The sequence below is a fragment of the Amycolatopsis sp. NPDC101161 genome (genome assembly GCF_044768185.1).
Classification (GTDB): Bacteria; Actinomycetota; Actinomycetes; order Mycobacteriales; family Pseudonocardiaceae; genus Amycolatopsis.
This window is the reverse complement of record NZ_JBIWPI010000007.1, coordinates 126378-152622: the sequence shown is the minus strand read 5'-3', so window position 1 is coordinate 152622 and position 26245 is coordinate 126378. Positions and strand designations below refer to the sequence as shown.

Here is a 26245-nt window from a genome sequence, read left to right as displayed (position 1 = left end):
GCCGGGCCGGTCAGATCCGGCCGGTGCCCGCCCCCGCGGTCACCGTCGCCTTGACCGTCGAAGTCGGCTCCAGCGTGAAGGAATACGGCGCGGTCGTCATGCTCCCGGTGCGGGTGATCTTGTTCGTGCAGCCGCCGAAGGAGTTGCCCGACTCGTTCAGGTAGCCGTCGACATCGCTGTCACCGGTCGTTTCCAGGCACACCTTCGTCGATTCGAAGACGTTGTTCTGGGCGAGGAACTGCGCGTTCATCCGCGAATGCACGGCGGAATCGGCGACCGAGTGGAAATAGTTGTCGTAGGCGTGCCCGGTGCCGAACCGCAGGCTGGGCAGCCGCGAGTTGACGTTCTCGAACCAGTTGTGGCTGTAGGTGACGTGCAGCTTGCCGGTGTCCTCGGCCGCGTTGCTGTCGCTGTGCCCGACGAGGGAGACCTTGTAGTGGTCGTGGAACTTGTTCCACGACACCGTGATCCCGTCGGCGCCGTGGGTGATGTCGAGCAGGCCGTCGTAGTAGTCCTTGCCGTGGTCGAGGTCCGACGAGAGGTCGTTGTGGTCGATCCACACGCGGGTCGCGCCCCGCTGGATCTGGATCGCATCGGTGCCGACGGCCTTCGAAATGGCCAGGTTGCGGATGATCACGTTCGACGACTTGTCCACGGCGAGGCCGCCGCCGGTGAAGCCGGACGCGGACCCGACGCCGAGGATCGTCTTGTTCGACCCGATCTTCACCAGCGTCTTGTTCGCCAGCGTGATCTTCCCGCTCACCCGCACGGTGCGGGCCGTGGAATCGGCGACGGCGCTGGTGAACGCCGACGCCGTCGTGACGGTGACGGTCTCACCGCCCGCGCCGCCGGTCGTGCCGGCGCCGAAGCCGATCGGCGAGTTCTCATAAGCGTGCGCGACCCCGGTGGGGACGGCGACGGCCATCGCGGCGGCGACGGCGGCGGTTCCGAAAACGCGCAGGGACTTCCTGGTCATCAGGCACCTCGAAAGGGGGTGGGGACCCGCGCCCCGGGAGCGGGGAACACGGCGGAGTCTCCGTTCTACGATTTGCAGCAAAAGCCGGTCAACGATTTGCAGGGTTTTCATCGCAAGCCCAGCCGAATGGCCCTGCGGTGGCCGGATCCCCGCTGCCGCAAAGCGATCCGTTGTTGACAACGCTGCCGGGCGTTTCCATGATGTGGCAGGAGCCTGCCGAGGAGTAGCCGTGAGCGTGACCATTCACGACGTCGCCCGCCGGGCCAACGTGTCGATCTCGACCGTGTCGCGCGCGTTCACGTCCCCGGGCCTGGTCCGCCACCAGACCCGCAGCCGGGTGCTGGCGGCGGCGAGCGAGCTCGGCTACCACGCCGTCGGCACCCCCCAGCCGGTCGCGCGCACCGGGCACATCGGGATCGTGGTGTCGGACCTCGGCAACCCGTTCTTCACCGGCGTGCTCGACGGCGTCCAGGCCCGCGCGCGCCAGGACGACGTCGCCGTGCTGTTCGCCAGCAGCGACCAGGACCCGGCGACCGAGCAGAACCTGGTCCGCCGGATGGCCCGGCAGGTCGACGGCGTGGTGCTGGGCAGCCCGAGCATGACCGACGACCAGCTGCGCGCGCTCGCCGGCCAGACGACGCTGGTGCTGCTCAACCGCGAGGTGCCGGGGATCCCGTCGATCGTGATGGACGCGGCGGACGGGATGCGGCAGGCGATCGAGCACCTGGCCGCCCTGGGGCACCGCCGCTGCGCCTACCTCGGCGGGCCCCGCGCGTCGTGGGCGAACCGCGCCCGCCGCCGGGGTCTCGCGGAAGCGGCCGAGCGGCACGGCACGGAGGTGGTCGAGTTCGGCCCGTTCCCGCCGGTGTTCGAGGGCGGCCTGCAGGGCGCGGACCTGGCCCTGGCGGCCGACGTGACGGCGATCGTCGCCTACAACGACCTGGTCGCCTTCGGCGCCCTCGCGCGGCTGAACGCCCGCGGTGTCCCGGTTCCGGACGAGATCAGCCTGGTCGGCTTCGACGACCTCGTGTTCGCGGCGATCTCGGCACCCCCGCTGACGACGATCGCGATGCCGACGGAGGCGGCGGGCCGCGCGGCGGTCACGATCCTGCTCGACCTCCTGGACGGCGAGGCGGACGAGCGCGCGAACCAGGTGCTCGACACGTACTTGATCGTCCGCGCGACCACGGCCCCGCCGGCGGGCTAGCTGTATTGCCGGTAGCCCGGCTCGGCCTTCGGTTTCGATGCGATATTGCCGACTGTAGGCCCACTCCTCCGGCAGCGTCCGGTTGAACCGCTCGACCTTTCCGTTGGTCTGGGACCGGTAAGGCCGAGTGCGTTTACGGGCGATGCTCACGTCGTGCAGCGTGTCGCGCCAGAGAAGTGAGCGGTAGCAAGATCCGTTGTCGGTCAGGACCCGGGCGACGGTGGTTCCGTGGTCGGTGAAGAAGTGCGGCGTGTTCGTAGCGGCGGACAGGCCGGCCCGTCGCTCGATCGAGGTAGGCGACCCATCGGACGGCGGTGGAGACCGACACCTGGAACCGTTCCGCAGCTCGCCGCAACGGCCGGCCCCCGTCGACGACACAGCAGGCCAGGCGCAGCCTGCCGGTCGGGGTCAGGGGTGCGTTGGCGTGGATCACGAGGGCCTCCGTTGCTTGGCGTAGACGTCGCAATCCACACCGAACCCGGAGGCCCTCCCACATACCAAGATCATCCGGCCACATGTCGCATCGATCGCAACCCCCGGTCAGAACAGCTAGCCCTCGAGGACGTGCCGCTCCAGGAACGGGTTGCGGAACTTGCCCGCCGGGTCCAGTTTCCCGGCCAGCGCCCGGAACTCCGCCAGCCGCGGGTACTCCGCGGTGACCGCGTGGAAGAGCTTTCCCCAGTGCGGCCGGGCCCCGAACGGCGCCAGCCGCTCTTCCAGCACCGGCAGCACCGCCTCGACGTCGGCCTGCCGCGGCTGCCACGTGAAGTGCAGCGCCACGCGGTCGCCGCCGTGGCACGGGCTCAGCCACAGCTCGTCACCCGCGATCGCGCGGATCTCCGACACCAGCAGCACCGGCGCCAGCAGCTCGCCGAGCTCGCGGACCGCCCCGATCGCGGCCACGGCGTCTTCGTAGGGCACGAAGTACTCCGACTGCAGCTCGTCCCCGACGCTCGGGGTGAACGCCAGCGCGAAGTGCGGCAGCCGCTCGTGCCACGGGCCCGGCACCCCGAGCTGCGGCGTGCAGTTGTCCGCCGGGATCCCGGCCGCGTGCGCCGGGTGGCGGGGGCCGTCGGCCGGGACCGCGCCGAACAGGCCGGACCGCGCGGTGAACGCGTCCACGCGGCTCTTGACCCACACCTGGTCGATCGTGTCGTTCACCCAGTTCGTGAACAGGCTGACGCTGTAGCCGGCGTCCTCGATCTCGTCGAAGTGCCGCGCGGCGGCGTCCCAGGGCAGGGCGTCGAAAACGTCCTGGCGGACGTCGAACGCGGGCACGACGTCCAGCGTCAGCCGCGTGACGACGCCGAACGCGCCCAGCCCGACGACCACCCCGGCGAACTCCGGGTCGGCCCGGGTGAACGTCCGCAGCTCGCCGTCCGCGGTGACCAGTTCGACCGCCGAGACGGCCGCGGCGAGCCCGGGCTGACGCCGGCCCGAACCGTGGGTCCCGGTCGCGACGCTGCCGGCCACCGTGATGTGCGGCAGCGACGCGAGGTTCGGCAGCGCGAACCCCGCCGCGTGCAGCTGTCCGGCGAAGTCGCCGTAACGCGCGGAGCCGCCGACGGTCACGCTCCCGTCGTGGAACTCGAGCGGGACGTCGAGCGCGCGCAGGTCCAGCAGGACGCCGCCGGGCGAGTCCGCGATGTCGTTGAAGCAGTGCCGGCTGCCCAGCGCCTTGACGCGCGACGCGCCGGCGACGGCCGCCCGCACCTCGTCGACCGTGCGCGGGGCCACGACCGCGTCCGCGGTGTAGGCGTGGTTGCCCGCCCAGTTCGACTCGCCCAATGTCCCTCCACAGTGCCGGATCCCCAGTGCCGGATCCCCACCTGGAGACCCTACGCGGCCGCCTCCCGCCAGAAGTCGCGCATCCACTCCGGCGGCACCGGGCTGTCCGCGCCGACCTGGGTCAGCAGCACCGCGACCGTGTCGGTCGAGGGGACGATGTGGGCGGTCGTGCCGGTGCCGCCGACCCAGCCGTAGCGGCCGGGCACCGTCCACGGCTCGACGGCGGCGACGTCCACCGCGCCGCCCATCCCCCAGCCCTGGCCCTCCAGGAACAGCGCGCCGATCTCGCGCTGCGCCGCGGTGGTGTGGTCGGTCGTCAGCGCGCGGACCGACTCGGGGCTGAGCACGCGCCGGCCGTCCGCGGCGGCGCCGGAAGCGAGGAGCATCCGGCCGAAGGCCACCCAGTCCCCCGCCGTCCCGGCCAGGCCGCCGCTGCCGAGCGGCAACGCCGGCATCGTGCTCCACTGGCCGTCCGGCGGATCGGCGAGGACGAGCCCGTCGGCGGTCTTCTTGTAGAAGGTGGTGAACCGGTCGCGCCGGTCCGGGCCGACGACGAACCCGGTGTCCGCCATGCCCAGCGGCGCGAAGATCCGCTCCTCGAGCAGCTCCGGCAGCGACCGGCCGGACGCGCGGGCCGCGAGCACGCCCTGGATCGTCGAACACGTGTCGTACAGCCACGCCTCCCCCGGCTGGAAGGCGAGCGGCACCTCGGCCAGCCGCGCGAGCCAGACGTCCGGCGACGGGAAGCTCTGCACCTCCCGGCCGTCACCCTGCACGGGGAACAGCGCTTGCACCGCGGGGAGCGTGAAGTCCGAGGCGAAGCCCCAGCCGGCCTGGCCGGTGAGGACGTCGAACACGGTGATCGGCCGCCGCGCCGGGACGACGTCGTCGACCGGGCTCGACGGCGTGCGCACCACCCTCGGGTCCGCCAGCTCGGGCAGCCACCGCGCGATCGGGTCGGCGAAGGCCAGCGTGCCGTCGTCGACCAGGGTGAGGACCGCGGCGGCGGTGATCGGCTTGGTGATCGACGCGATCCGGAACAGCGAGTCCGCGGTCATCGGCCGGCTGCCTTCGACGTCGGCCGCGCCGACCGCCACGACTTCGCGGTCTCCGCCCCGGTCGACGACGGCCACCGCACCGGGCAGCGCGCCGGCGTCGACGTGGCGTTGCAGGGTTTCGCGCAGGCTCATGATCCTCCCCGGGTCCGTGGCCGCACGATAGTCAGCGGGCGGGGATGATCGCCTGGTGGGTGCCGCCGAGGCCGTGCGGGCTGAGCAGCCGGCCCATCCGCTTCGGCATCCGCAAGGTGATCGCCCGGTCCAGCACCCGGGCCCCCGGGGCCACCGCCGCGAGCCGCTGCTCGTAGGCCGTGCAGCCGGCCGGTTCCCGCAGCCACGCCGACACCACCAGGTTGCCCTCGCCCACCACCGCGGCCGAGAGCCGGGTCTCGGGCAGCTGCGCGATCGCGGTGCCGGCGCGGTCCAGGTCGGCGGCCGCGAGGTCGAGGCGGTAGCCGGCGATCACCGGCCAGCCCGCCGGGACGTGCGCGAGGTCGCAGCGGAAGTCGAGCTCGTGGTTGCGCAGCATCCGCGCCAGCGTGCGGCGCACCGCGGACTCGCTCATCCGGCAGTCGCGGGCCAGCTCGGCGTAGCTGCGCCGGCCGTCCTCGCCGAGGGACTCGACCAGCGCGCGCACGTCCCGGTCGTCCCACTGCTGCGGGACGACCAGCCGGGCCTGCACCGCCGTCTCGTCGAGCACCGCCCGCTGTTCCGGGGCCAGCGCGTTCACCAGCCAGCCACTGCCTTCGCGGTACACGCGCGTCGCGACGGCGAACCGGACCTCGCGCACCCCGGGCAGCCCGCCGATCCGGCCGGTCACCAAGCCGTCCAGCGCGTCGAGGTCGCGCGCGGCCAGCGAGAGGAACAGCGAAAACCGGCTGGTCGTGCGCTCGACGCTGAACACCGACGGCCAGCCGCACAGCTCGCGGGTCAGCTCGGTCAGCGCGTCCGGGCGGCAGGCCAGGTCGACGTAGCCGACCGTGGTCGTCGGGGCTGTCGCGTACGCGGTGAGCCAGGCCAGCCCGGCCGCCTGCAGCCGGTCCCAGCGGCGCGCGGCCGTCGTCGCGTCGGTGCCGACGGCGGCGGCGATCCGCGTCCACGGCGCCCGCGGGTCGCGCTGCAGCGCCTCGACCAGCGCGAGGTCCGACCCGGTCAGCCGCGCCGGTTCCGGCTGGGCCGCCGTGGGAACGGGCATGGCGCATTGTGCCCTGGTCATGATCACCTGCCAAGGGGCCGCCGGGCGTCCCGGCGGCCCCGCCGTCCTACTGACGCCGCAGCCGCGGCACCACGACCGCCCCGGCCACCAGCACCAGGACGCCGCTGAGCACGAACGGCAGCAGGGGCAGCCCGCCGGAGTCCGCGGCCGGCACCGCGCGCTCGCGGCCGCCGTAGCCGCCGCCCGCGCCGTCGCGGTCGTAGGCCGAGCCCGGCAGCTTGTCCGCGTACCGCTGGTGCAGCTGGGCGCGGTAGTCGGCGAGCGCCAGCTTCGTGCCCGCGGCGAGGCCGGTGACCGAGCCGTCGAGCACCGTCACGGCGTCGCCGCGTACCGCGTACCAGGCGTTGACCTGCGGTTCGTGCAGCAGGTAACCACCGGCCGCGGCTGCGGCGTACTTCCGTTCGTAGTCACCGGAAGCGACGTTGACGACGGTCCAGGCCGCGCCCTGCCGCTCGGCCCAGACCGTCGCCGTCGTGCCGTCGCCGGTGCGCGCGGGCACGGCGACGTAGGCCAGCGCGGCCGGGACGTCCGAAGTCCCGGAGACGAACCCCGCCGTCGGTTCGTAGACCGGGACCTGCGTGCGCGGGTCGGCGTTCGCGCTGTTCGCCGCGGCCGCCGCACGGGCGCCGGGGAACTTCGTCTCCGCCAGCCGGTCGAGGGTCTGCTTGCCGCCGGTGACCTGCCCGATCGCGGCGGTGTCGGCCGCGCTCGGGGTGCCGGCGGGCCCGGTCGCCGCGCCGGCGGCGCCGGCCGTGGTGAGCATCGCGGCGCCGGCCAGCACGGCCGCGCCCATCGCGTTCTTCAGCACGCTCATCCCTCGATCCCGTAAAGCGTGTGCGTCCACTGGAACTGGGTGTTCGAGCGGTAGGTGTCGTAGTTCATCGAGTTGTAGCGGCTGTTGTTCGGCCACGGGTCCCCGTATTCGACGCGGGTGGCGCCGTTGGCGTTGTCGTACCCGTAGAGGACGTGCATGTGCCCGCCGCCGGAGCGCCAGCCGATGCGGGTGCCGATCGGCTGTCCCGCGTCGATCTGGTTCTTGATGGTGGTGAAGGAAAGGACCTGCCCGTTCGAGTTGTACGACCCGACGTTCGGGAAACCGAGCCAGCGGAACACCCGCTGCTGGTCGGACAGATAACCCTGGTTGTTGGCGCAGTCGCTGCCCGACTCGTTGTGGGCGACCTGGCAGAACCGGGTCTGGGAAAGCGAATAGCCCCAGTAGTCGGCGATGGTGTTGCCGCTGGCGTCCCAGCACCACTGGTCCTTCTGCTGGGCCTGCATGGTGATACCGAGATCGGTTCGCGCGGCGGCCGCGGTGGCCGGCGCCTGCAGTGCGACGACGGCCACCGCGGCCGAAATCGCCGCGAGTCCACGTAGGACTCCTGAAGTGGTTTTCACGAAGTGGTCCTCCAGCCGGTGGGGATTCGACCTGGTGGCAGGGAATACTCCGCGCACCGCGGTGCGCCCGGTACCTACTAAGGGAGGATCACGTTGGGAGGGAACGGGTTCCGGCGGATCCCGGCATTTCCCGGGTGCCGGATTCCGGCATCGGCTCCGGCCCGCCGGGCGGATTCCGGCGGGCCGGGACGCCGTAGGTCAGCTCACGGTCGTCGTACCGAGGGTGGCGTCCTGGCCGGGCGGGTCGAGCGTCAGCGCGACGTCGAACTCGCCGAGGCTGCTGTCGGTGGCGACGTGGGTGGTCGCCGCGGCGTCGACGCTGCTGGTCGCCTCCCCGGCCGGGGTGCCGGCGGGGACGGTGAAGTCGACCTGCCCCTGGGCGGTGAACTTGAGGCTGCCTTCGGCCGGGACGGGCGTCTCCGGGATGGGCAGCTCGATCGGGATGGCGACCGACTGACCGGCGATCGCGACGTTCACCTGGGACTTGATGGTGCCCGAGACCTTCGTGGCGCCGACGAGGCGCAGGCCGTCGCCGGCCGCCTGCCCGGCGTCGACGTCGAGGCTGAACGGCACCGAAACCGGGGTGCCCGCCGTGGCGGTCGCGGGGATGTCCGCCTTGACCACGACGGTGACCTGCTGGTCGCCGATCAGCGGGAAGCCGCCCTTGTACGTGAGCGTTTTCTCCGCCGCCGCGGCCGGTCCCGCGGAAACCACGGCCACCGCGCACGCCAGCAGCGCGGCCAGCCCGATTCCCCGGAACCGCTTTTTCCGCACGAGGGTTTCCGTCATGTCTCGTCCTTTCGTCGTCGAACGGCGATTCGGATGCTAGGCGGAAACTTCCCAACCGGCCAATGCGCTTTCCCGTGGGCGCATAATTTGTCACGGCGATCGCTGTTGCGGGCTTTGTTTTTTGTCACACACCATTTTCGGGGTGACAATTTTCCGGTGCCGCGCACTCACTCGCGTCAGCGACCCGCTGCGCCGGACGGCCCACGACGAAAGTCGCGTTTTGGGTCAACCGACTATCGGCGGGTTCCGGAGATTCACCCACAGCCGTGACGGTAGGTGCGTCCTTCACCCCACGTTGCAGGAGGTTGATCCCAGGTGCGTATCGCGCGAACCGGCGTAGTCGTCTCCGGCGTCTTGCTCTCGGCCCTCGCAGCCGCGGCGCCGTCCCTGGCCGCCCAGCCGGCCATCATCGACGGCGGCAACGCCGGCTCGCTCCACTCCGCGGCCCGGATGTTCGCCGGCGGCCAGGAAATCTGCTCGGCGACGATCATCGCGCCGGACTGGATCCTCACCGCACGCCACTGCACGCAGGGCGCCGGCGGCAAGCCGATCAGCTTCCACGTGGGCGACCTGGACCAGACGAAGGGCACCACGGTCAACGCGACGTCCGTGCACGAGGCGCCGGACTCGGACATCGCCCTCGTGCAGATCGACCAGCAGGTGCGGACGGAGTACGCGCCGCTGGGCAGCGAGGGCGACGTCAAGGTCGGCGACCAGGCCGAGGTGTACGGCTGGGGCGCGACGTGCACGGACAAGCCCGAGATCGAGTGCCAGTCGCAGCTGCTGAAGGTCGCGAAGGTGAGCGTGACGTCGATCGACTGCCCGGACGGCGCGGCGGGCGTCTCGGTGTGCGCGAACCGCGGCGACGGCATCACCGCGGGCGGCGACTCGGGCGGCCCGATGTACGCGAACGGCAAGCAGGTGGGCGTGGCGTCGACGAGCGACCGCCAGTCGTACACGGCGTACATCAACATCACGAAGTACCGCGACTGGATCTCCTCGACCGCCGGCGTCTGAGCCGTCCCCGGCGCGCCCGCCGAGTCCACAGTGGACGCGGCGGGCGCGTTCGCGTGGCCGGGGCGCCACGGCGAGAGTAGCGTCCCGGTCCTGTGGGTGAAGTCCTCGAAGCGCTCGCGCTGGCCGGGTCGATGACCTGGGAGATCCTCTGGGCCCTGATCCTCGGGTTCCTGCTGAGCGCCGTCGTCCAGTCCGTCGTCCGGAAGTCGACGATCGTGCGGCTCATGGGCGACGACCGGCCGCGCACGCTCGCGGTGGCGTCGCTGCTGGGCGCGGCGTCGTCGTCCTGCTCGTACGCCGCGGTGGCGCTGGCGCGGTCGCTGTTCCGGCGGGGCGCGCACTTCACCGCCGCCATGGCCTTCGAGATCGGTTCGACGAACCTGGTCGTCGAGCTCGGGATCATCCTGGCCCTGCTGATGGGCTGGCAGTTCACCGCGGCCGAGTTCGTCGGCGGCCCGATCATGATCGTGCTGGTGGCGGTGCTGTTCCGCGTGTTCGTCCGCCGCCGGCTGCTGGAGCAGGCCCGCGAACAGGCGGAAAAGGGCCTCGCCGGGTCGATGGAGGGCCACGCGGCGATGGACATGTCCGTCCAGGGCCCGGGCACCTTCCGGCAGCGGCTGTTCTCCGAGGCCGGCTTCACCGCGGTGGCGCACGTGTTCGTCATGGAGTGGGCGGCGATCCTGCGCGACCTGGTGATCGGCCTGCTGATCGCGGGCGCGGTCGGCGCGTGGGTCCCGGAGTCCTGGTGGCGGGCACTGTTCTTCACCGACCACGCAGTCGCTTCGGCGGTCTGGGGCCCGATCATCGGCCCGGTCGTCGCGATCCTGGCGTTCGTGTGCTCGATCGGCAACGTGCCGCTGGCCGCGGTGCTGTGGAACGGCGGCATCAGCTTCGGCGGCGTGGTGTCGTTCATCTTCGCCGACCTACTGATCCTGCCTATCCTGAACATCTACCGGAAGTACTACGGAGTCCGGATGACGCTGGTGCTGCTCGGCACGTTCTACGCGGCGATGGTCGGCGCCGGGTACGTGGTCGAGCTGCTGTTCGGCGTCACGGGGCTGATCCCGGCCGAGCGCTCGGCGACGGTCATGCGCGAAGGCGTCTCCTGGAACTACACGACCTGGCTGAACATCGTGTTCCTGGTCTTGGCCGCGGTTCTGGTGACGCGCTTCCTGCGCACGGGAGGAGCCGGGATGCTGCGCATGATGGGCGGCTCCCCCGACCGGGACTGACCAGCGGTGTTGCGCCGCCGACGAGAGTGAGTGTACAGTCACTCACATGACCAAGCGCGGTGCCACCCTCTCCACCTCCGATGCCCGGCGGGACGTCGTCGTCGACGCGGCCATCGCCGAGTTCGCGCGGGCCGGGTACCACAGCACGCCGATCAGCGCCGTGGCCGCCAAGGCCGACATCTCCCCCGCCTACGTCTTCAAGTTGTTCCCCAGCAAGGTTTCCCTCTTCGTCGCCGCGCTCGACCGGTGCTACGAACTCGTCGCGCACGCGCTCTCCAACGGCGCCGCCCGCGCCGAGGACGACGACCCCGAAAAGATCCTCTACGAAATGGGCGGCGCCTACGCCGAGCTCATCGCCGACCGGGACCTGCTCATGCTGCAGGTGCACGCCCAGTCCGCCGCCGACACCCCCGAAATCGCCGACGCCGTGCGCCGCGGGCTCGCGAAGGTGACCGAACTCGCCCGCCGGCGCTCCGGTGCCGACGGCGACCAGGTCCAGCGGTTCATCGCCTACGGCCAGCTCTGCCACCTCATCGCCACCCTCGACCTCGACGACCACGTCGGCGAGTGGGCCGCCGTCCTCTCCGCCGGCATCCGCCACCCCGGCAAAAACTGACCTCCGACCAGCGAACCCTTTTTCACACCCGTCGAGTGATTGACCAATCACTCACACCCGGAAGGAAGCACCATGAACGTCACCGAGATCGTCCTCCCCGGCCTCGTCGAGCCGGACGGCCTGCGTGTCGAGCACCGCGAGATCGCGCGGCCCGACGCCGGCGAAGCCCTCGTCCGCGTCGAAGCCAGCGGGGTTTCGTTCGCCGAACAGCAGATGCGGCGCGGCAAGTACTACGACCAGCCGCCGTTCCCGTTCGTGCCCGGCTACGACGTCGTCGGCACGGTCCTCGAAGCCGAGGACGCGGCCCTCATCGGCCGCCGGGTGGCCGCCATGACCAAGATCGGCGGCTGGAGCAGCCACCTCGTCCTCGCGGAAGCCGACCTCGTCCCCGTGCCCGAAGAACTCGACGCGGCCGAGGCCGAAACCTTCGTGGTCAACGGCATCACGGCCTACCAGATGCTGCACCGCCGGGCGAAGGTGAAGGCCGGCGGCACGATCCTGGTCCACGGCGCGAGCGGCGGCGTCGGCACCACGCTCGTCCAGCTCGCCCGGGCCGCCGGGATCAAGGTGATCGGCACGGCGTCGGCGCGCAACCTCGACGTCGTCACCGGGCTCGGCGCGACCGCCCTCGACTACCGCGGCGACGTCCCGGCCCAGGTCCGCGCGCTGGCGCCCGGCGGCGTCGACGCCGTCTTCGACCACGTCGGCGGGCCCGGCATCGTCGACTCGTTCCGCCTGCTGGCACCCGGGGGCGCCCTGATCGCCTACGGCAGCGCGGCGACCAAGGACACCGGCGGCAACCCGAGGTCCGCCGTGCTGAAGCTGGTCGCGCGGCTGCTGTGGTGGAACGCGCTGCGGAACCGGCGCCGGACGCACTTCTACAACGTCTGGGGCGGCAAGCGGAACCTCGCCCGGTTCCGCGCGCGGCTCGCCGAGGACCTGACGGCCGTCTTCGAACTGGCGGCGAAGGGCGAGCTCAAGGCTCAGGTGGCCGCGCGGATCCCGCTCGAGGAGGCCGCGAAAGCGTTGGCACTGGCGGAATCCGGGACGACCACCGGCAAGGTCGCGCTCGTCCCCTGAACGCACCGAAGGCCACCACGGCGAGCGTGGTGGCCTTCGGGTCTTGCGGATCAGTCCGTGCCGAACTCCATCGCGGCGTTGTCGAGCAGCTCGACGTCGTCGGCCTTGCCGCGCGAGGCGATCACTTCGGCGCCGCCCTCGGGCATCGCGCCGATGAGCCCGGTCGACGCGGCCTGGGCCGCGCCGATCAGCTTCGGGTTCGAGCCGCCGACCATGCCGAGGCTCGCGTACTGCTCCAGCTTCGCGCGCGAGTCGGCGATGTCGAGGTTGCGCATGGTCAGCTGGCCGATGCGGTCGACCGGGCCGAACGCCGAGTCCTCGGTCCGCTCCATCGACAGCTTGTCCGGGTGGTAGCTGAACGCCGGGCCGGTCGTGTCGAGGATCGAGTAGTCCTCGCCGCGGCGCAGCCGCAGCGTCACCTCGCCGGTGATGGCGGTGCCGACCCAGCGCTGCAGCGACTCGCGCAGCATCATCGCCTGCGGGTCCAGCCAGCGGCCCTCGTACATCAGCCGGCCGAGCTGCCGCCCGTGGTTGTGGTAGCTCGCGAGGGTGTCCTCGTTGTGGATGGCGTTGACGAGCCGCTCGTAGGCGGCGTGCAGCAGCGCCATGCCGGGGGCCTCGTAGATGCCGCGGCTCTTGGCCTCGATGATCCGGTTCTCGATCTGGTCGGACATGCCCAGGCCGTGCCGGCCGCCGATGGCGTTGGCCTCGAGGACCAGGTCGACGGCGGTGGCGAACTCCTTGCCGTTGATCGTCATCGGGCGGCCCTGCTCGAAGCCGATCGTGACGTCCTCGGTGGCGATCTCGACCTCGGGGTCCCAGAACGCCACGCCCATGATCGGCTTGACGATCTCGATCCCGGTGTCCAGGTGCTCGAGGGACTTGGCCTCGTGCGTGGCGCCCCAGATGTTGGCGTCGGTCGAGTAGGCCTTCTCCGTGCTGTCGCGGTAGGGCAGGTCGTGCGCGAGCAGCCACTCGGACATCTCCTTGCGGCCGCCGAGCTCGGTGACGAAGTCCGCGTCGAGCCACGGCTTGTAGACGCGCAGGGAGGGGTTGGCCAGCAGGCCGTAGCGGTAGAACCGCTCGATGTCGTTGCCCTTGTAGGTGGAGCCGTCGCCCCAGATCTGGACGTCGTCCTCGAGCATGGCGCGCACGAGCAGCGTGCCGGTGACGGCGCGGCCGAGCGGGGTGGTGTTGAAGTAGCTGCGGCCGCCGGTGCGGATGTGGAACGCGCCGCAGGTCAGCGCCGCGAGCCCCTCTTCGACGAGGGCTTCCTTGCAGTCGACCAGCCGCGCGATCTCGGCGCCGTACTGGCCGGCCCGCCCGGGCACCGACTCGATGTCGGGCTCGTCGTACTGGCCGATGTCGGCGGTGTAGGTGCAGGGGACCGCGCCTTTGTCGCGCATCCACGCGACCGCTACGGAAGTGTCGAGGCCACCGGAGAAGGCGATACCGACACGCTCGCCGACGGGCAGGGAAGTGAGCACCTTGGACATGCGAATGATTATGCACGCCCATGCATCGTCGTGCAATCCGGGGTGCCGTGGCTCACGGAAACCCGGTTGACGTGCGTGGTTGCGTGATCGCATGGGCCGGATGCACACCGACGAGCACGCCATCGACACCGCCCTCGTGCGGCGGCTGGTGCGCGGGCGGTTCCCGGAGTGGGCGGACCTGCCGGTCACGCCCCTGGCCTCCGGCGGCACGGTGAACGCCGTGTACCGCCTCGGCGACAGCCTGACGGTCCGGCTCCCCCTGACCGGCGGTGGCGCCGGTGACCTCGCGAAGGAAGCCCGGGTCCTCGCAGCGCTCGACGGGTTGCCGGTGGCGGTGCCGGCCGTCGTCGGGGTCGGCGAACCGGCCGAGGGGTATCCGTGGCCGTGGGCGGTGCACGGCTGGCTCGACGGCGAACCGGCCCGCGAAGGCCGTGACGCACCGGCGCGCGAACTGGCGGAGTTCGTCCGCGCGCTGCGCGCCCAGCGGGCGGACGGTCCCCCGGCCTACCGCGGAAAACCCCTGGGTCCGGTCGACCGGGCCACCCGCCGGGCGATCGACGAGCTCAGCCGCACCGACGAGCCGTTCGACGCGGCCGCGGCCCTCGCCGTCTGGGCCGAGGCGCTCGACGCTCCACAGTGGACCGGCCCGCCGCGCTGGGTCCACTCGGACCTGATGCCCAGCAACCTCTTGCTGCGCGACGGCCGCCTGACCGGGGTCCTCGACTGGGCGACGGCGGGCCTGGGCGACCCGGCGTGCGACCTGATCCCCGCGTGGAACCTGCTGACGGAGAACACACGCGGGGTCTTCCGCGACGCCGTCGAAGCCGACGAGGCGACCTGGGCCCGCGGCCGCGGCTGGGCGCTGTCGATGGCCGTGATCCAGCTGCCGTACTACCGGCACACCAACCCGGTCATCTCGGCCAACGCCCGGTACGTGCTCACCGAGCTCGGTTGCCGACCGGCTCCCCGAAGCGCCACAGCACCGCGTGCGAGTTCCGGCCCGGCACCGAACACGAACCCGTGACCTCCCAGTCGTTCAGCCCGTCCGCGGAGCAGATCCCGCCTTCGGGCACCGGCAGCCGCAGCACCCGGCCGGCCCGGTCCCAGACCACCGCCGTCCCGTCGCCGAGCTGCCCGAGCACGGCGCCCGACGAGCTGACGGCCGTGAACCGGGACCCCGGGGCCTCGAAGACCGTGAGCGTGCCCGCCGGGTCCCAGCGCGCGATCCGCGTGGTGAAGTCCTTGTCGCGCACCTCGCCGGCGATCGTCCCGCCGGCGGTGACGGCCAGCGCCTCGCTGGACTCCCAGGTGGTGTCGAGCACCGTGGGCCGGCCCGTCGAGTCCCACTTCGCCGCGTGGACGCCGATGCTGCCGACCACGGTGCCGGCGTTGTCGAGGTCGCGCAGGGAACCGCCGTCGGTCAGCTCGACGACGTTGCCCGCCGGGTCCCAGTACGTGGACTCGCTGATCACCGCGCCCGCGTCGTTCATCGCCCGGACCCGGCCGAGGCCGAGCACGGTCACCTTGCCCGAGGTGTCCCACCGCACGGCGGCGTCCGGGCCGGGCGCGCCGTAGGCGGTACCCGCGACCATGCCGCCTTCGTTGATCGCGACCGGCGTGGACCACGCGTAGCCCGGGAAACCGGTCGGCTGGTCCAGCTCCACCGGTAAGCCCGAAGCGTCCCAGCGGGTGGCCCGCCCGGTGTTCACGTGGTTGGTCGAGTCCCCGACCGCCACCCCGGCCTCGCTGAGGGCGGTGGCCTTCACGGCGCTGTAGCCGTCGAGCGGCCGCAGGTCGGTGATCCGGCCGGCCGGGTCCCACCGGGCCCCGTGCACGTCGAACGCCTTGTCGTACGCCTCGCCGAACACCGTGCCGCGGTCGGTCACCAGCAGACCCGAGCTGCTCGAGCCGCCGGGCAGCGTGCCCAGGTCGATCGGGCCGGTCACCTCGTCCGCGCTCGCCGGGACGGCGGCGAGCACCGTCGTCGCCACCGCCGTCGCGAGAACACCTCTGAACATCCCCTGCTCCTCCCCTGTCAGGTGGGTTCCGGGGTGTTCACGCGCGACGGCGGCGATCGGTTGAGTCAGCCCGGCAGGAGCGCCGGGGCCGTGAGGCGGGTGGCGTTCGCCGCCGCGTCGTCCGGAGCTTCCTGGGCCGAGCGCTCCGCGTCCACCCGCGCGAGGTAGTTGGCCACCTCGCGCTCGACGCGGTGGGTGTCCCAGCCCAGCACCGGGGCCAGCAGCCCGGCGACCACCGGGGCCGCCGCCACGCCGCGGTCGCGTTCCTCGATCGAGATCCGCGTCCGCCGGGTCAGCACGTCCTCCAGGTGCAGCGCACCCTCGTGCGTGGCCGCGTACACCGCTTCCACTCGGAGGTACTCCGACGTCTCCGTGATCGGCTCCGCGAGCGAAGGCTGCTCCTCGATCAGATCGAGGAGGTTCCAGATCCGCGTGCCGTACCGCTGCAGCAGGTGTTCGACGCGGGTCAGCGGCAGCCCGGCGCGCGCGGCCAGGCCGACGCGGTCTTCCCACAGCTCGTGGTAGCCCTCGGCACCGACGATCGGCAGCCGGTCGGTCCACGACGGCGGGGCCGGGCGGCCGAGCTCCTCGACCACGACGTCGACCGCGTCCGCGGCCATCACCCGGTACGTCGTGTACTTGCCGCCCGCCACGATCACCAGGCCCGGCACCGGGTGCGCCACCGCGTGCTCCCGCGACAGCTTCGTCGTCGCGGCCGCCTTGGCCGCGAGCAGCGGGCGAAGACCCGCGTAGACGCCCTCGATGTCGTCGTGCGTCACGGGGGTACGCAGGACGGCGTTGAGGTGCTCCAGCACGTAGTCGACGTCCGCGCGGCTCGCCGCCGGGTGCTCGCGGTCGAGGTCCCACTCGGTGTCGGTCGTGCCGACGATCCAGTGGCGGCCCCACGGGATCACGAACAGCACGCTCTTCTCGGTGCGCAGGATCAGGCCGGTGTCGAGGTCGATCTTCTCCCGCGGCACCACCAGGTGGATGCCTTTCGACGCGCGCACGGTGAACGGCGCCGGGATCCCGGCCGCCTCCGCCATGTCGTCGCTCCACACGCCGGTCGCGGCGACGACCGTCTTCGCCCGCACCTCGATCTCGGCGCCGCTCTCGCGGTCGACGACCTTCGCGCCGACCACGCGCTCGCCGTCGCGCAGCAGCGACGTCACGCGAGCCCGCGTCAGCACCGAAGCGCCCTGTTCGGCAGCCGTCCGCGCGATCGTCATCGTGTGGCGGGCGTCGTCGACCTGGGCGTCGTAGTACTGGATCGCGCCGATCAGCGCGTCGTCGGCCAGGCCGGGCGCCACCTTGGCGGCGCCGCGCTTGGACAGGTGCCGGTGCCGCGGCAGCGCGCGGGCGCCGCCGAGCGTGTCGTACAGCGTGACGCCGGCGCCGATGTACCCGCGCTCCCACACCCGGTGCGTCAGCGGCACCAGGAACCTCACCGGCCGCACCAGGTGCGGGGCCAGCTTCTGCAGCAGCAGCCCGCGTTCCTTGAGCGCCTCGCGCACCAGCTTGAAGTCCAGCTGCTCCAGGTAGCGCAGGCCGCCGTGGATCAGCTTGGACGACCGGCTGGACGTGCCGGCCGCGAAGTCGCGGGCCTCGACCAGCGCGGTCGAGAGCCCGCGCGACGCGGCGTCGAGCGCCACGCCCGCCCCGGTCACTCCCCCGCCGACGACCAGGACGTCGATCTCCTCGCGCGCCAGCTTCCGCAGGGTGTCCGCGCGGTAGGACGGGGAAAGCGCTGTCACGGTGTTCCTCCTCATGGTCATTGCACGTCGACCCAGTCGAGCGTGCGGCCGACGGCCTTCTGCCAGCCCGCGTAGCCCTCGGAGCGCTGCTCGCCGGTCCACGTCGGCGCCCAGCGCTTGTCCTCGTTCCAGTTCTGCTCGAGCTCGTCGGTCGAGGACCAGAAGCCGACGGCCAGGCCGGCCGCGTAGGCGGCCCCGAGCGCGGTGGTCTCGGCGACGACCGGCTTCGACACCGGCACGCCGAGGATGTCCGCCTGCAGCTGCATGCACAGCTCGTTGGCGGTGACGCCGCCGTCGACCCGCAACACGTCCAGGGTGACGCCCGAGTCGTTCTGCATCGCCTCGACGACGTCGCGGGTCTGGTAGCAGATCGCTTCCAGGGTGGCCCGCGCGATGTGGGCGTTGGTCGTGGCGCGGGTGAGCCCGACGATCGCGCCGCGGGCGTCCGAGCGCCAGTACGGCGCGAACAGGCCGGAGAACGCCGGGACGAAGTAGACGCCGCCGTTGTCCTCGACCTGGCGGGCCAGGCTCTCGCTCTGCGCCGCGCCGCTGATGATGCCCAGCTGGTCGCGCAGCCACTGCACCGCGGAACCCGTGACGGCGATCGAGCCTTCCAGCGCGTAGACCGGCTTGTCGTCGCCGAACTGGTAGCACAGCGTCGTGAGCAGGCCGTGCTTCGAGCGGACCAGCTCGTGGCCGGTGTTGAGCAGCAGGAAGTTGCCGGTGCCGTAGGTGTTCTTGGCCTCGCCGGGCCGGAAGCAGACCTGCCCGACGGTGGCCGCCTGCTGGTCGCCGAGGACGCCGGTGAGCGCGACCTCGCCGCCGAGCGGGCCGTCGGCGCGGGTGGTGCCGAAGAGGCCGGGGTTCGACGACGGCCGGATGGCGGGCAGCATCCGCTTCGGGACGTTGAAGAACGACAGCAGCTCGTCGTCCCAGTCGAGGGTTTCGAGGTCCATCAGCATGGTGCGGGAGGCGTTGGTCGGGTCGGTGACGTGCACGCCGCCGTCCGGGCCGCCGGTGAGGTTCCAGATGAGCCACGAGTCCGTGGTGCCGAAGAGGGCGTCGCCCTTCTCGGCGTCTTCGCGCACGCCATCGACGTTCTCGAGGATCCACTGCAGCTTGCCGCCGGAGAAGTACGTCGCGGGCGGGAGGCCGGCCTTGCGGCGGATGACGTCGCCCTTGCCCTCGCGCTCCAGCGCCGAGGCGATCCGGTCGGTGCGGGTGTCCTGCCAGACGATCGCGTTGTAGTAGGGGCGGCCGGTGCGGCGGTTCCACACGACGGTGGTCTCGCGCTGGTTGGTGATGCCGAGCGCGGCCAGGTCGGCGTGCGTCAGGTTGGCCTTGTTGAGCGCGGTCGCGATGACCGAGCGGGTGCGTTCCCAGATCTCGGTGGCGTCGTGCTCGACCCAGCCCGGCTTGGGCAGGATCTGCTCGTGCTCGAGCTGGTGGCGGGCGATCTCGTTGCCGCCGTGGTCGAAGATCATGAAGCGGGTGCTCGTGGTGCCCTGGTCGACGGCGCCTACGTAGTCCGGCATGGTCGTGCTCCTACTCAGTTGGCGGGCTCGAAGTCCTTGGCGGGCATGGCATCGAGGGGTTCCCCGGCGGGCAGGTAGCGCTCGATGAAGAACTTGTAGATCGCGCCGCCGATCACCGCGCCGAGGACGGGTGCCACGATCGGGATCCACCAGTAGGGGAAGCCGTACTGGTCGGTGAACGCGGTGTCGTAGCCGGTCAGCCAGGAGGCGAGCCGCGGGCCGAAGTCGCGGGCGGGGTTGATCGCGTAGCCGGCGTCGGTGCCCCAGGCCATGCCGATGGCGACGACGAGGAAGCCGACGACGACCGGGGCCAGGTTCGCGCCCGGCGAGGTGTTGCGGAGGTCGGTGATGGCGAAGATCACCAGGACGAGGATCGCGGTGCCGATGATCTGGTCGCGGAAGGCGCCCCAGTCACCCACCGGGAGCGTGCCGTTACCCGGAAGGGTGGAGAAGACGCCCTGGGTCTTGATCGTCAGGCCGGGGTCCTTGGCGTTGAGCACCTCGGTGTAGTTCCAGCGCACCAGCAGGGCGGCGAGGAACGCGCCGGCCGTCTGGGCCAGGGCGTAGGGGGCGACCTTGCGCCATTCGAAGCCCTTGAAGACGGCGAGGGCGACCGTCACGGCCGGGTTCAGGTGCGCGCCGCTGATCCGCGAAGCGACGTAGACACCGAGCGTGACGCCGAGTCCCCAGGCCCAGGCGATGCTGTCGTGGTCCCCGATGCCCGCGGCGACGACCTGCGCCACCACCCCGCACCCGAACAGGATGAGGATCATCGTCCCCACGAACTCGGCGGCCATCTCGCCGACGAGCCCGTGGGCCTTGAGGTTTCGCACCATTGCTTCCTCCACAAAGGACCGTTCATTCCCCCTGGTGGATGAAAGTTAAGTTCGCGTTGCGGAGGGGTCAACGGACGCCGGTCGGCATTGTCGAACGGCCGGAGTGGATGTTCGACATTGTCGAATCGGGGCCGGTCGGGCTAGGGTCGCGGCGTGCCGGGTCCGATCCAGTCCATCGAGCGCGCCGCCGCGATCCTGCGGTTGCTGGCGCGCGGCTCGGGCCGTCTGGGCGTCGGGGAGATCGCCGACGCGCTCGAGCTGGCCAAGGGCACCGCGCACGGGATCCTGCGCACGCTGCAGGGCGTCGGGTTCGTCGAGCAGGACCGCGACACGGGCAAGTACCAGCTCGGCGCGGCGCTGCTGCACCTGGGCACGAGCTACCTGGACGTCAACGAGCTGCGGTCGCGGGCCATCAACTGGGCGGACGCGCTGGCCGCCCGCAGCGGCGAGGCGGTCCGGATCGGCGCGCCGCTGGAAGGCCGGGTGCTGGTGGTGCACCACGTGTTCCGCCCGGACGACAGCCTGCAGACCCTCGACGTGGGCACGCTGCTGCCGCTGCACGCGACGGCGCTCGGGAAAGTGCTGCTGGCCTACGACACGACTCTCGTGGCATCGTTGCGCACCGGCGAGCCCGAGGCCTACACCCGCCGGACGCTGGTCACCCAGACCGCGATCAAGCGCGCCTGCGGGAAGGTGCGCGAGGCGGGCTGGGCGGTGGAGAACGGCGAGATGATCGCCGGCGAGGCGGGCATCGCGGCGCCGATCCGCGGCCACGGCGGCATCGTGGTCGGCGCGATCGGCGTGTCCGGCGCGGTGGAGCGCGTCTGCGAGCCGGACGGCAGCCCGAGCCCGCGGCTGCTGGGCCACGTCCGCGACGCGGCGCGCGCGGTGTCGCGGGACCTGGGTGCGTCCCGATGGTGAAGGGAGGACCATGGTCCAGCGGTACGTGATGTCCATCGACCAGGGCACCACCTCCACCCGGTGCATCCTGTTCGACGCGCGCGGCCGGCTCGTCTCGGTCGTCCAGCGGGAACACCAGCAGCACTTCCCGCGGCCCGGCTGGGTCGAGCACGACGCCATCGAGATCTGGCGGAACCTCTCCCGGATTGTGCCGCAGGCGCTGGCCGACGCGGGCGCGACCGCGGACCAGGTCGTCGGGCTGGGCATCGCCAACCAGCGCGAGACCACCGTGCTGTGGGACCGGCACACCGGCAACCCCGTCGGGCGGGCGATCGTCTGGCAGGACACCCGCACCGACGCCATGCTCGAACAGCTCGCCCGCGAGCCCGGCGCCGACCGCGTGCGGCAGCTGTGCGGCCTGCCGCTGGCGACGTACTTCTCCGCGCCGCGCGTCCGCTGGCTGCTCGAACGCACCCCCGGCCTGCGCGAACGCGCCGAGCGCGGCGACGTCCTCTTCGGCACCATCGAGAGCTGGCTGATCTGGAACCTCACCGGCGGCGCCGAGGGCGGCGTGCACGTCACCGACGTCACCAACGCCTCGCGCACCATGCTGATGAACCTGCGCACGCTCAACTGGGACGACGAGCTGCTCGACTTCTTCGACGTCCCGCGCGCGATGCTGCCGGAGATCCGCTCCTCGACCGAGGTCTACGGCACCACCTCGCGCGTGGTCCCCGGCATCCGGATCGCGGCGGCGTTGGGCGACCAGCAGGCCGCGCTGTTCGGCCAGACCTGCTTCGCGCCCGGCGAGGCGAAGTGCACCTACGGCACCGGCAGCTTCCTGCTGCTCAACACCGGCCCGACGCCGGTGCTGTCCACCCACGGCATGCTCACCACGGTCGGGTTCAAGATCGGCGACGAGCCGGCCGTGTACGCCCTCGAAGGGTCGATCGCCGTCACCGGGTCACTGGTGCAGTGGTTCCGCGACGGCCTGGAGCTGATCGGCAGCGCACCCGAGATCGAGACCCTCGCGCGGACGGTCGACGACAACGGCGGCTGCTACATCGTGCCCGCGTTCTCCGGGCTGTTCGCGCCCCACTGGCACAGCGAGGCCCGGGGCGTGATCGCCGGCCTGACGTCGTACATCACCAAGGGCCACCTGGCGCGGGCGGTGCTGGAGGCGACCGGCTGGCAGACCCGCGAGGTCGTCGACGCGATGAACGCCGACTCGGGCCTGGCCCTGAAGACGTTGAAGGTCGACGGCGGCATGACCGCCGACAACCTGCTGATGCAGTTCATCGCCGACGTCCTCGACGTGCCGGTGGTGCGCCCGATGGTGGCGGAGACGGTGTCGCTCGGCGCGGCCTACGCGGCCGGGCTGTCCGTCGGGTACTGGCCGGACCTGGAAGGGCTGCGGCGCAACTGGCACCGGGCCGGGCAGTGGCTGCCGGCGATGGACCCGGCCCGCCGCGACACCGAGTACGGGCACTGGCGCCAGGCGGTGGAGCTGACGTTCGGCTGGATGCGCCCCGGCCCGGCCGCCGCCGCGCCGGGGTCCGACCTGGTCGAGGTGCTGCTGGCCGACCACCGCCGGTTCGAGCAGCTGCTGCGCGACCTGCGCAACGCCGAGGCCGACCGGCCGGCACTGGTCGCGGAGCTGGCGGCCCTGCTCGTCGCGCACGCGACGGCGACCGAGCGGATCGTCCGGCCCGGCTCCCCCGGCACCCCCTTCGCCGACGAGCTCCTGGCGGTCCTCGAAGCCGACGACTTCGAGAAGGCGTTGCTGCGCTTGGAGAACATCGTCGACGGGCACGTGCGCGGCGAGGAACGCGGGCTGCTGAACGACTTGCGCCGCACGATGTCCACTTCGGACCGCACCGGCCTCGGGCGGGCGTTCGTCGCGGAACGCCGCCGTCAGCTCGACCTCGGCTGCGGCACCACCGGCCACATCCGCGAGCTCGGCGACCGGCTCGCGCTGTAACGGATTCCGCCGTCCGGGCGAGGCTAGGGGCAACGGACGACCTCGGGAGGGCAGCCCATGCCACGCACAACGCCCGTTCCGGAACGCACGGTGACCGGTGCGGTCGTCGCGGTCACCCTCGCCCTGCTCCTGGGTGCCTGCACCGTTTCCGGTTCGCCGTCGGCCGCGCCGTCGAGCGCCGTCGTCACGACCACGCCACCCACCACACCGGGCACCGAAGCGCCGCCGGCCACTGTGGACGCCGGCCGCGCGGCCCGGTACGACGCGCGATCCGGCGCACCCACCGGGGGCGCGGCCGGCGCCCCGGCCGGCCCGAGCTTCCGCTCCGGTGCCTACTGGGCCTCCGACGGCCGGCACTACTTCCAGGAGAACGGCCGGTGGTACTGGGACCTCGCCCTGGCCGCCGACCGCGACACCGCCGGCAACGTCGTCCCGGCGCTGTACGGCGTCTACACCACGACGGGCCGCGAGCTCTACCAGTTCGCGACGGACATCCCGGGCTACACGGCCTTCCGGGACCTGACCAACGCGCTCTTCCAGTACGTCCGCTGGGCCGCCTGGCCCCAGGGCACCGCCGCCACGACCGAGAACCTGCGGTTCCAGCTCTACGACAGCGCCTTCGGGCAGACCATCTGGTTCACGGCCGCCCAGCTCACCGCCCTGCTCCGGGACGGGACCGGCGGTCAGTACGGCCTGCCTGCCACCGGCGGGATGACCGGAGTGGACAGTGCCCAGGGCCTGGCCGCCGGCTACCTCGGACTCCTCGCGGGCTCGCTGGCCGGCGTCTGGACGCAGCCCAACTGCGAAATCAACGTCTGCGTCACCGCCACGCGCTGACGATCACCTCCGGACCGGGCGGCTGCTCTCCCGCACCACCAGTTCGGTCCGGACCGCACCGCCGCCGGGGGCCGCGAGGCCGTCGATCCGCGCGGCGAGCACGGCCATCGTGTGGCGGCCCGCGGCGACGAAGTCCTGGCGGACCGTCGTCAGCGGGGGCGCGAAGTAGGCCGCCTCCGGGACGTCGTCGAAGCCGACGACGTGGGCGTCGCGCGGCACCCGCATCCCGGCTTCGGCGAAGGCCGCCAGGAGACCGAGTGCCATGTGGTCGTTCGCGGTGAACACCGCGCACACCCCCGCTTCGACCGCGAGGGACTGACCCGCGCGGTAGCCGGAGCGGGCCGACCAGTCGCCGCGGACCACCGGGGGCACGTCGGCGCCGTAGCGTTCGAGGGTTTCGCGCCAGCCGCGTTCACGGTCGCGGGCGATCACCCCGTCTTCGGGGCCGCCGACGTGCCAGACCGTCGGGTGCCCGATGTCGAGGAGGTGCTCGGTGGCTCGGCGCGCGCCGTCGCTCTGGTCGGCGGACGCGGCCGGCACGAGCGGGACGCCGGCGACCGGCGGCAGGTCGGCGCCGGCGGCGTGCGGGTCGAGCAGGACGATCCCGGCCACCCCCTGCAGCCGCAGGCCGGCCACGGCGGCCGACACCGCGGGCCGGCCGCGGCCCGGCACGCTGAAGACGACGAGGGCGTACCCGTATTCCCGCGCGGCCGCGCGCAAGCCGGTGAGGACCGGCCCGGCCGCGGCGGCTCCCGTGGTGATCACCCCGAGCGTGCCTCGCCGGGCCGGGGGTCTGACAGGACCTGCGTCGTCCGCGGACATGGCGACGATGTTAACGATCACACGATCGGACGTGAACTTCCTTCACTTTCCATAAATAACGAAACGGTAACGCGCGAAAGGCGCTTTGAACCGGTCCTCCGCGGCGGCCGTTTCAGCCAGTGCCGGAACCAGTGACACCGGCGCGGTTCCCCGATTCCCGCGCCGCGGTGGCACTCCCCCGGGTTCCGCGCGTCTCCCCACCCGGGCACGCAGCTGTCGTCGGCGCGCCCGGAAAACCGAAGAAGGTGACCATTGCCCCGGAAAACCTCCCCCGCCACGGGCAGACATCGCATCACCCGCCGCACCAAGATCGCGACCGGCGGGCTCGCCCTCGCGCTCGCGGTCGGCGGCATCGTCGTCGCGACCACGGCCGGACGCACCGGCCAGGCCAGCGCCGATCCCGCCGACGCGTCGTTCTTCCTCGACATCGCGAAGGTGCCGGCCGGTGTTAACGTGAACAAAGCGGTGCAGCAGAAGGGCGCGCGCGGCACGTTCACCGTGGACTGCGGACGCAACGAGAACCAGCACTTCAACCCCGACAACTTCATCGCCCAGCCGGGTGTCAAGAACGGCGCCCAGCACCTGCACGACTACGTCGGCAACCTGTCGACGAACGCCGACTCGAACAACAAGAGCCTGGTCAAGGCCGGGACGACGTGCAAGAACGGCGACAAGTCCGCCTACTTCTGGCCGGTCGTGCGCATCGACACCGGCGACGAGGCGAAGAACCCGCCCGCGACCCAGCCCGACCGCGCCGGCAGCGCGAAGGACAAGGCGAGCGCGCAGGTCGACTGCCCCGACGTCGCGAGCAAGCTCCCCGACGTCCCCGACCAGGCCATGGACGAGGTGAACCGCAACCTCGACCTGCTCGACACGCAGATCGCCGAGGCGAACAAGCGGATCGCGAACGGCGACCTCAAGACGCCGCAGGACATCCAGAACGCCGTCGTCGGCCCGCTGAAGGACAAGCGCACGGCGACGATCGACCGCATCGCCATCGCGATCGGCCGCCGCGCGGCGAAGCCCACCAACCTGGGCGGGCTCGCCGCGTGCGTGCTCAAGCAGAACGGCCAGGGCGGCCTCGACAACGGCGGCCAGAACAGCGCCGGCCAGGCGGCCGAACTACCCGGCGTCAACGACAAGAACGAAGTCGCCGGCAACGACGGCGAGATCCAGCGGGTCCGCTCGGCGACGATCACGTTCACCAGCGGCGGCGCGAACAAGGTCGTCGCGATGCCGCAGTTCCTCCGCATCCTCTACGGCGACGCCAAGCAGAGCACCAACGGCCCGGCCAACGCCCGGCCCAGCTGGACCTGCACGGGCTTCGAGGACCGGCTCACCGACCACTACCCGATCTGCCCGCAGGGCAGCCGGGTCGAGCGGATCCACGCGTTCCCGAACTGCTGGGACGGCAAGAACATCGACAGCGCGAACCACCGCACCCACATCGTGTTCGCCGACCAGCAGGGCAAGTGCCCGCAAGGCTTCCAGAACGTGCCGCAGCTGGTCATCAAGCTGGTCTACGACATCCCGCACGACATCCAGGTCAAGGGCCAGTACAAAGTGGACGCTTTCCCGCAGGAGAGCCACAACCCCCGCTCGGACCACGACGACTTCGCCAACGTCATGGGCCAGCGGCTGATGAACCAGGTCGTCAACTGCATCAACACCGGCAAGCGCTGCAGCCAGTGA

The 26245-nt window shown here is 71.8% G+C and carries 23 protein-coding genes and 1 pseudogene; 10 read left to right on the top strand and 14 right to left on the bottom strand.

Annotation, left to right across the window (positions count from 1 at the left end):
* Positions 1-10: 10 nt before the first annotated feature.
* On the bottom strand, positions 11-976 hold the full coding sequence (locus tag ACIRSS_RS43475; protein ID WP_400906284.1) for a polysaccharide lyase family 1 protein: 966 nt from the start codon (positions 974-976) through the stop codon (positions 11-13).
* Positions 977-1205: 229 nt separating this feature from the next.
* Here ACIRSS_RS43475 and ACIRSS_RS43470 point away from each other — a divergent pair, with 229 nt between their 5' ends.
* Positions 1206-2183: a LacI family DNA-binding transcriptional regulator gene (locus tag ACIRSS_RS43470; protein WP_400906282.1), complete on the top strand. Its 978-nt coding sequence runs from the start codon at positions 1206-1208 to the stop codon at positions 2181-2183.
* Between the two features lie 27 nt (positions 2184-2210).
* Here the strand turns inward: ACIRSS_RS43470 and ACIRSS_RS43465 are convergent.
* The 7 genes and pseudogenes from ACIRSS_RS43465 to ACIRSS_RS43435 form a co-directional block, all read right to left on the bottom strand.
* A pseudogene (locus ACIRSS_RS43465) lies at positions 2211-2616 on the bottom strand (integrase core domain-containing protein); the annotation flags it as partial.
* 116 nt (positions 2617-2732) lie between these two features.
* Positions 2733-3971, bottom strand: a complete 1239-nt coding sequence (locus tag ACIRSS_RS43460) for an FAD-binding protein (RefSeq protein ID WP_400906279.1) — start codon at positions 3969-3971, stop codon at positions 2733-2735.
* A gap of 50 nt (positions 3972-4021) precedes the next feature.
* Positions 4022-5161, bottom strand: a complete 1140-nt coding sequence (locus tag ACIRSS_RS43455; protein ID WP_400906277.1) for a serine hydrolase domain-containing protein — start codon at positions 5159-5161, stop codon at positions 4022-4024.
* Positions 5162-5192: 31 nt separating this feature from the next.
* The gene (locus tag ACIRSS_RS43450) at positions 5193-6224 is read right to left on the bottom strand and encodes an Lrp/AsnC family transcriptional regulator (RefSeq protein ID WP_400906274.1); all 1032 of its coding nucleotides are present in this window, start codon (positions 6222-6224) and stop codon (positions 5193-5195) included.
* 67 nt (positions 6225-6291) lie between these two features.
* Positions 6292-7059, bottom strand: coding sequence for a hypothetical protein (locus ACIRSS_RS43445; RefSeq protein WP_400906271.1), 768 nt, complete (start codon positions 7057-7059; stop codon positions 6292-6294).
* A complete protein-coding gene (locus ACIRSS_RS43440) occupies positions 7056-7640 on the bottom strand; it encodes a papain-like cysteine protease family protein (RefSeq protein ID WP_400906268.1) in 585 nt (194 codons plus the stop codon). The genes ACIRSS_RS43445 and ACIRSS_RS43440 overlap by 4 nt, the downstream gene beginning before the upstream one ends.
* A gap of 198 nt (positions 7641-7838) precedes the next feature.
* Positions 7839-8429, bottom strand: a complete 591-nt coding sequence (locus tag ACIRSS_RS43435; RefSeq protein WP_400906265.1) for a DUF6801 domain-containing protein — start codon at positions 8427-8429, stop codon at positions 7839-7841.
* Between the two features lie 315 nt (positions 8430-8744).
* On the opposite strand from ACIRSS_RS43435, the gene ACIRSS_RS43430 reads away from it, so the two are divergent.
* The 4 genes from ACIRSS_RS43430 to ACIRSS_RS43415 all read left to right on the top strand — a co-directional run bounded on the left by ACIRSS_RS43430 (position 8745) and on the right by ACIRSS_RS43415 (position 12374).
* Positions 8745-9446 (top strand): S1 family peptidase, encoded by a 702-nt coding sequence (locus tag ACIRSS_RS43430; protein WP_400906264.1) that lies wholly within the window; start codon positions 8745-8747, stop codon positions 9444-9446.
* Positions 9447-9538: 92 nt separating this feature from the next.
* The gene (locus ACIRSS_RS43425; protein WP_400906261.1) at positions 9539-10678 is read left to right on the top strand and encodes a permease; all 1140 of its coding nucleotides are present in this window, start codon (positions 9539-9541) and stop codon (positions 10676-10678) included.
* A 46-nt stretch (positions 10679-10724) separates the two neighbouring features.
* Positions 10725-11294 (top strand): TetR/AcrR family transcriptional regulator, encoded by a 570-nt coding sequence (locus ACIRSS_RS43420; protein ID WP_400906258.1) that lies wholly within the window; start codon positions 10725-10727, stop codon positions 11292-11294.
* Positions 11295-11366: 72 nt separating this feature from the next.
* Positions 11367-12374: a medium chain dehydrogenase/reductase family protein gene (locus tag ACIRSS_RS43415; RefSeq protein ID WP_400906256.1), complete on the top strand. Its 1008-nt coding sequence runs from the start codon at positions 11367-11369 to the stop codon at positions 12372-12374.
* Between the two features lie 50 nt (positions 12375-12424).
* Here the strand turns inward: ACIRSS_RS43415 and argG are convergent, their stop codons facing one another.
* Positions 12425-13870 (bottom strand): argininosuccinate synthase, encoded by a 1446-nt coding sequence (gene argG, locus ACIRSS_RS43410; RefSeq protein WP_400906253.1) that lies wholly within the window; start codon positions 13868-13870, stop codon positions 12425-12427.
* Positions 13871-13961: 91 nt separating this feature from the next.
* On the opposite strand from argG, the gene ACIRSS_RS43405 reads away from it, so the two are divergent.
* Complete coding sequence (locus ACIRSS_RS43405; RefSeq protein ID WP_400906250.1) at positions 13962-14894, top strand: aminoglycoside phosphotransferase family protein; 933 nt, start codon at positions 13962-13964, stop codon at positions 14892-14894.
* Here the strand turns inward: ACIRSS_RS43405 and ACIRSS_RS43400 are convergent.
* The 4 genes from ACIRSS_RS43400 to ACIRSS_RS43385 all read right to left on the bottom strand — a co-directional run bounded on the left by ACIRSS_RS43400 (position 14809) and on the right by ACIRSS_RS43385 (position 20013).
* Entirely contained in the window at positions 14809-15888 is a 1080-nt protein-coding gene (locus tag ACIRSS_RS43400) for a hypothetical protein (RefSeq protein ID WP_400906247.1), read from the bottom strand. The genes ACIRSS_RS43405 and ACIRSS_RS43400 overlap by 86 nt on opposite strands.
* A gap of 65 nt (positions 15889-15953) precedes the next feature.
* Entirely contained in the window at positions 15954-17657 is a 1704-nt protein-coding gene (gene glpD, locus ACIRSS_RS43395; RefSeq protein ID WP_400906244.1) for a glycerol-3-phosphate dehydrogenase, read from the bottom strand.
* 2 nt (positions 17658-17659) lie between these two features.
* Positions 17660-19177, bottom strand: a complete 1518-nt coding sequence (gene glpK / locus ACIRSS_RS43390; RefSeq protein WP_400906241.1) for a glycerol kinase GlpK — start codon at positions 19175-19177, stop codon at positions 17660-17662.
* Between the two features lie 14 nt (positions 19178-19191).
* Positions 19192-20013: an MIP/aquaporin family protein gene (locus ACIRSS_RS43385; protein ID WP_400906238.1), complete on the bottom strand. Its 822-nt coding sequence runs from the start codon at positions 20011-20013 to the stop codon at positions 19192-19194.
* Positions 20014-20166: 153 nt separating this feature from the next.
* On the opposite strand from ACIRSS_RS43385, the gene ACIRSS_RS43380 reads away from it, so the two are divergent.
* Genes ACIRSS_RS43380 through ACIRSS_RS43370 form a run of 3 tightly spaced genes read left to right on the top strand, consistent with a single transcriptional unit; the run spans position 20167 to position 23731 of the window.
* On the top strand, positions 20167-20934 hold the full coding sequence (locus ACIRSS_RS43380) for an IclR family transcriptional regulator (RefSeq protein WP_400906236.1): 768 nt from the start codon (positions 20167-20169) through the stop codon (positions 20932-20934).
* A gap of 10 nt (positions 20935-20944) precedes the next feature.
* Positions 20945-22894, top strand: coding sequence for a glycerol kinase GlpK (gene glpK, locus ACIRSS_RS43375; RefSeq protein ID WP_400906233.1), 1950 nt, complete (start codon positions 20945-20947; stop codon positions 22892-22894).
* A 57-nt stretch (positions 22895-22951) separates the two neighbouring features.
* Positions 22952-23731: a hypothetical protein gene (locus ACIRSS_RS43370; RefSeq protein ID WP_400906229.1), complete on the top strand. Its 780-nt coding sequence runs from the start codon at positions 22952-22954 to the stop codon at positions 23729-23731.
* A gap of 3 nt (positions 23732-23734) precedes the next feature.
* Here ACIRSS_RS43370 and ACIRSS_RS43365 read toward each other — a convergent pair whose 3' ends face one another.
* Complete coding sequence (locus ACIRSS_RS43365; protein ID WP_400906227.1) at positions 23735-24496, bottom strand: substrate-binding domain-containing protein; 762 nt, start codon at positions 24494-24496, stop codon at positions 23735-23737.
* 309 nt (positions 24497-24805) lie between these two features.
* Between ACIRSS_RS43365 and ACIRSS_RS43360 the strand changes: the two genes are divergently transcribed.
* Positions 24806-26245: a DUF1996 domain-containing protein gene (locus ACIRSS_RS43360; protein ID WP_400906225.1), complete on the top strand. Its 1440-nt coding sequence runs from the start codon at positions 24806-24808 to the stop codon at positions 26243-26245.

Excerpts from the sequence above, each read along its gene's own strand:
- glpK (WP_400906241.1), bottom strand. The coding sequence starts at position 19,177 with ATGCCGGACTACGTAGGCGCCGTCGACCAGGGCACCACGAGCACCCGC.
- glpK (WP_400906233.1), top strand. The coding sequence starts at position 20,945 with ATGGTCCAGCGGTACGTGATGTCCATCGACCAGGGCACCACCTCCACC.
- ACIRSS_RS43475 (WP_400906284.1), bottom strand. The coding sequence starts at position 976 with ATGACCAGGAAGTCCCTGCGCGTTTTCGGAACCGCCGCCGTCGCCGCC.
- ACIRSS_RS43435 (WP_400906265.1), bottom strand. The coding sequence starts at position 8,429 with ATGACGGAAACCCTCGTGCGGAAAAAGCGGTTCCGGGGAATCGGGCTG.
- ACIRSS_RS43370 (WP_400906229.1), top strand. The coding sequence starts at position 22,952 with ATGCCACGCACAACGCCCGTTCCGGAACGCACGGTGACCGGTGCGGTC.
- ACIRSS_RS43455 (WP_400906277.1), bottom strand. The coding sequence starts at position 5,161 with ATGAGCCTGCGCGAAACCCTGCAACGCCACGTCGACGCCGGCGCGCTG.
- ACIRSS_RS43400 (WP_400906247.1), bottom strand. The coding sequence starts at position 15,888 with ATGTTCAGAGGTGTTCTCGCGACGGCGGTGGCGACGACGGTGCTCGCC.
- glpD (WP_400906244.1), bottom strand. The coding sequence starts at position 17,657 with ATGAGGAGGAACACCGTGACAGCGCTTTCCCCGTCCTACCGCGCGGAC.
- ACIRSS_RS43450 (WP_400906274.1), bottom strand. The coding sequence starts at position 6,224 with ATGCCCGTTCCCACGGCGGCCCAGCCGGAACCGGCGCGGCTGACCGGG.
- ACIRSS_RS43405 (WP_400906250.1), top strand. The coding sequence starts at position 13,962 with ATGGGCCGGATGCACACCGACGAGCACGCCATCGACACCGCCCTCGTG.
- ACIRSS_RS43445 (WP_400906271.1), bottom strand. The coding sequence starts at position 7,059 with ATGAGCGTGCTGAAGAACGCGATGGGCGCGGCCGTGCTGGCCGGCGCC.
- ACIRSS_RS43420 (WP_400906258.1), top strand. The coding sequence starts at position 10,725 with ATGACCAAGCGCGGTGCCACCCTCTCCACCTCCGATGCCCGGCGGGAC.
- ACIRSS_RS43385 (WP_400906238.1), bottom strand. The coding sequence starts at position 20,013 with ATGGTGCGAAACCTCAAGGCCCACGGGCTCGTCGGCGAGATGGCCGCC.
- argG (WP_400906253.1), bottom strand. The coding sequence starts at position 13,870 with ATGTCCAAGGTGCTCACTTCCCTGCCCGTCGGCGAGCGTGTCGGTATC.
- ACIRSS_RS43415 (WP_400906256.1), top strand. The coding sequence starts at position 11,367 with ATGAACGTCACCGAGATCGTCCTCCCCGGCCTCGTCGAGCCGGACGGC.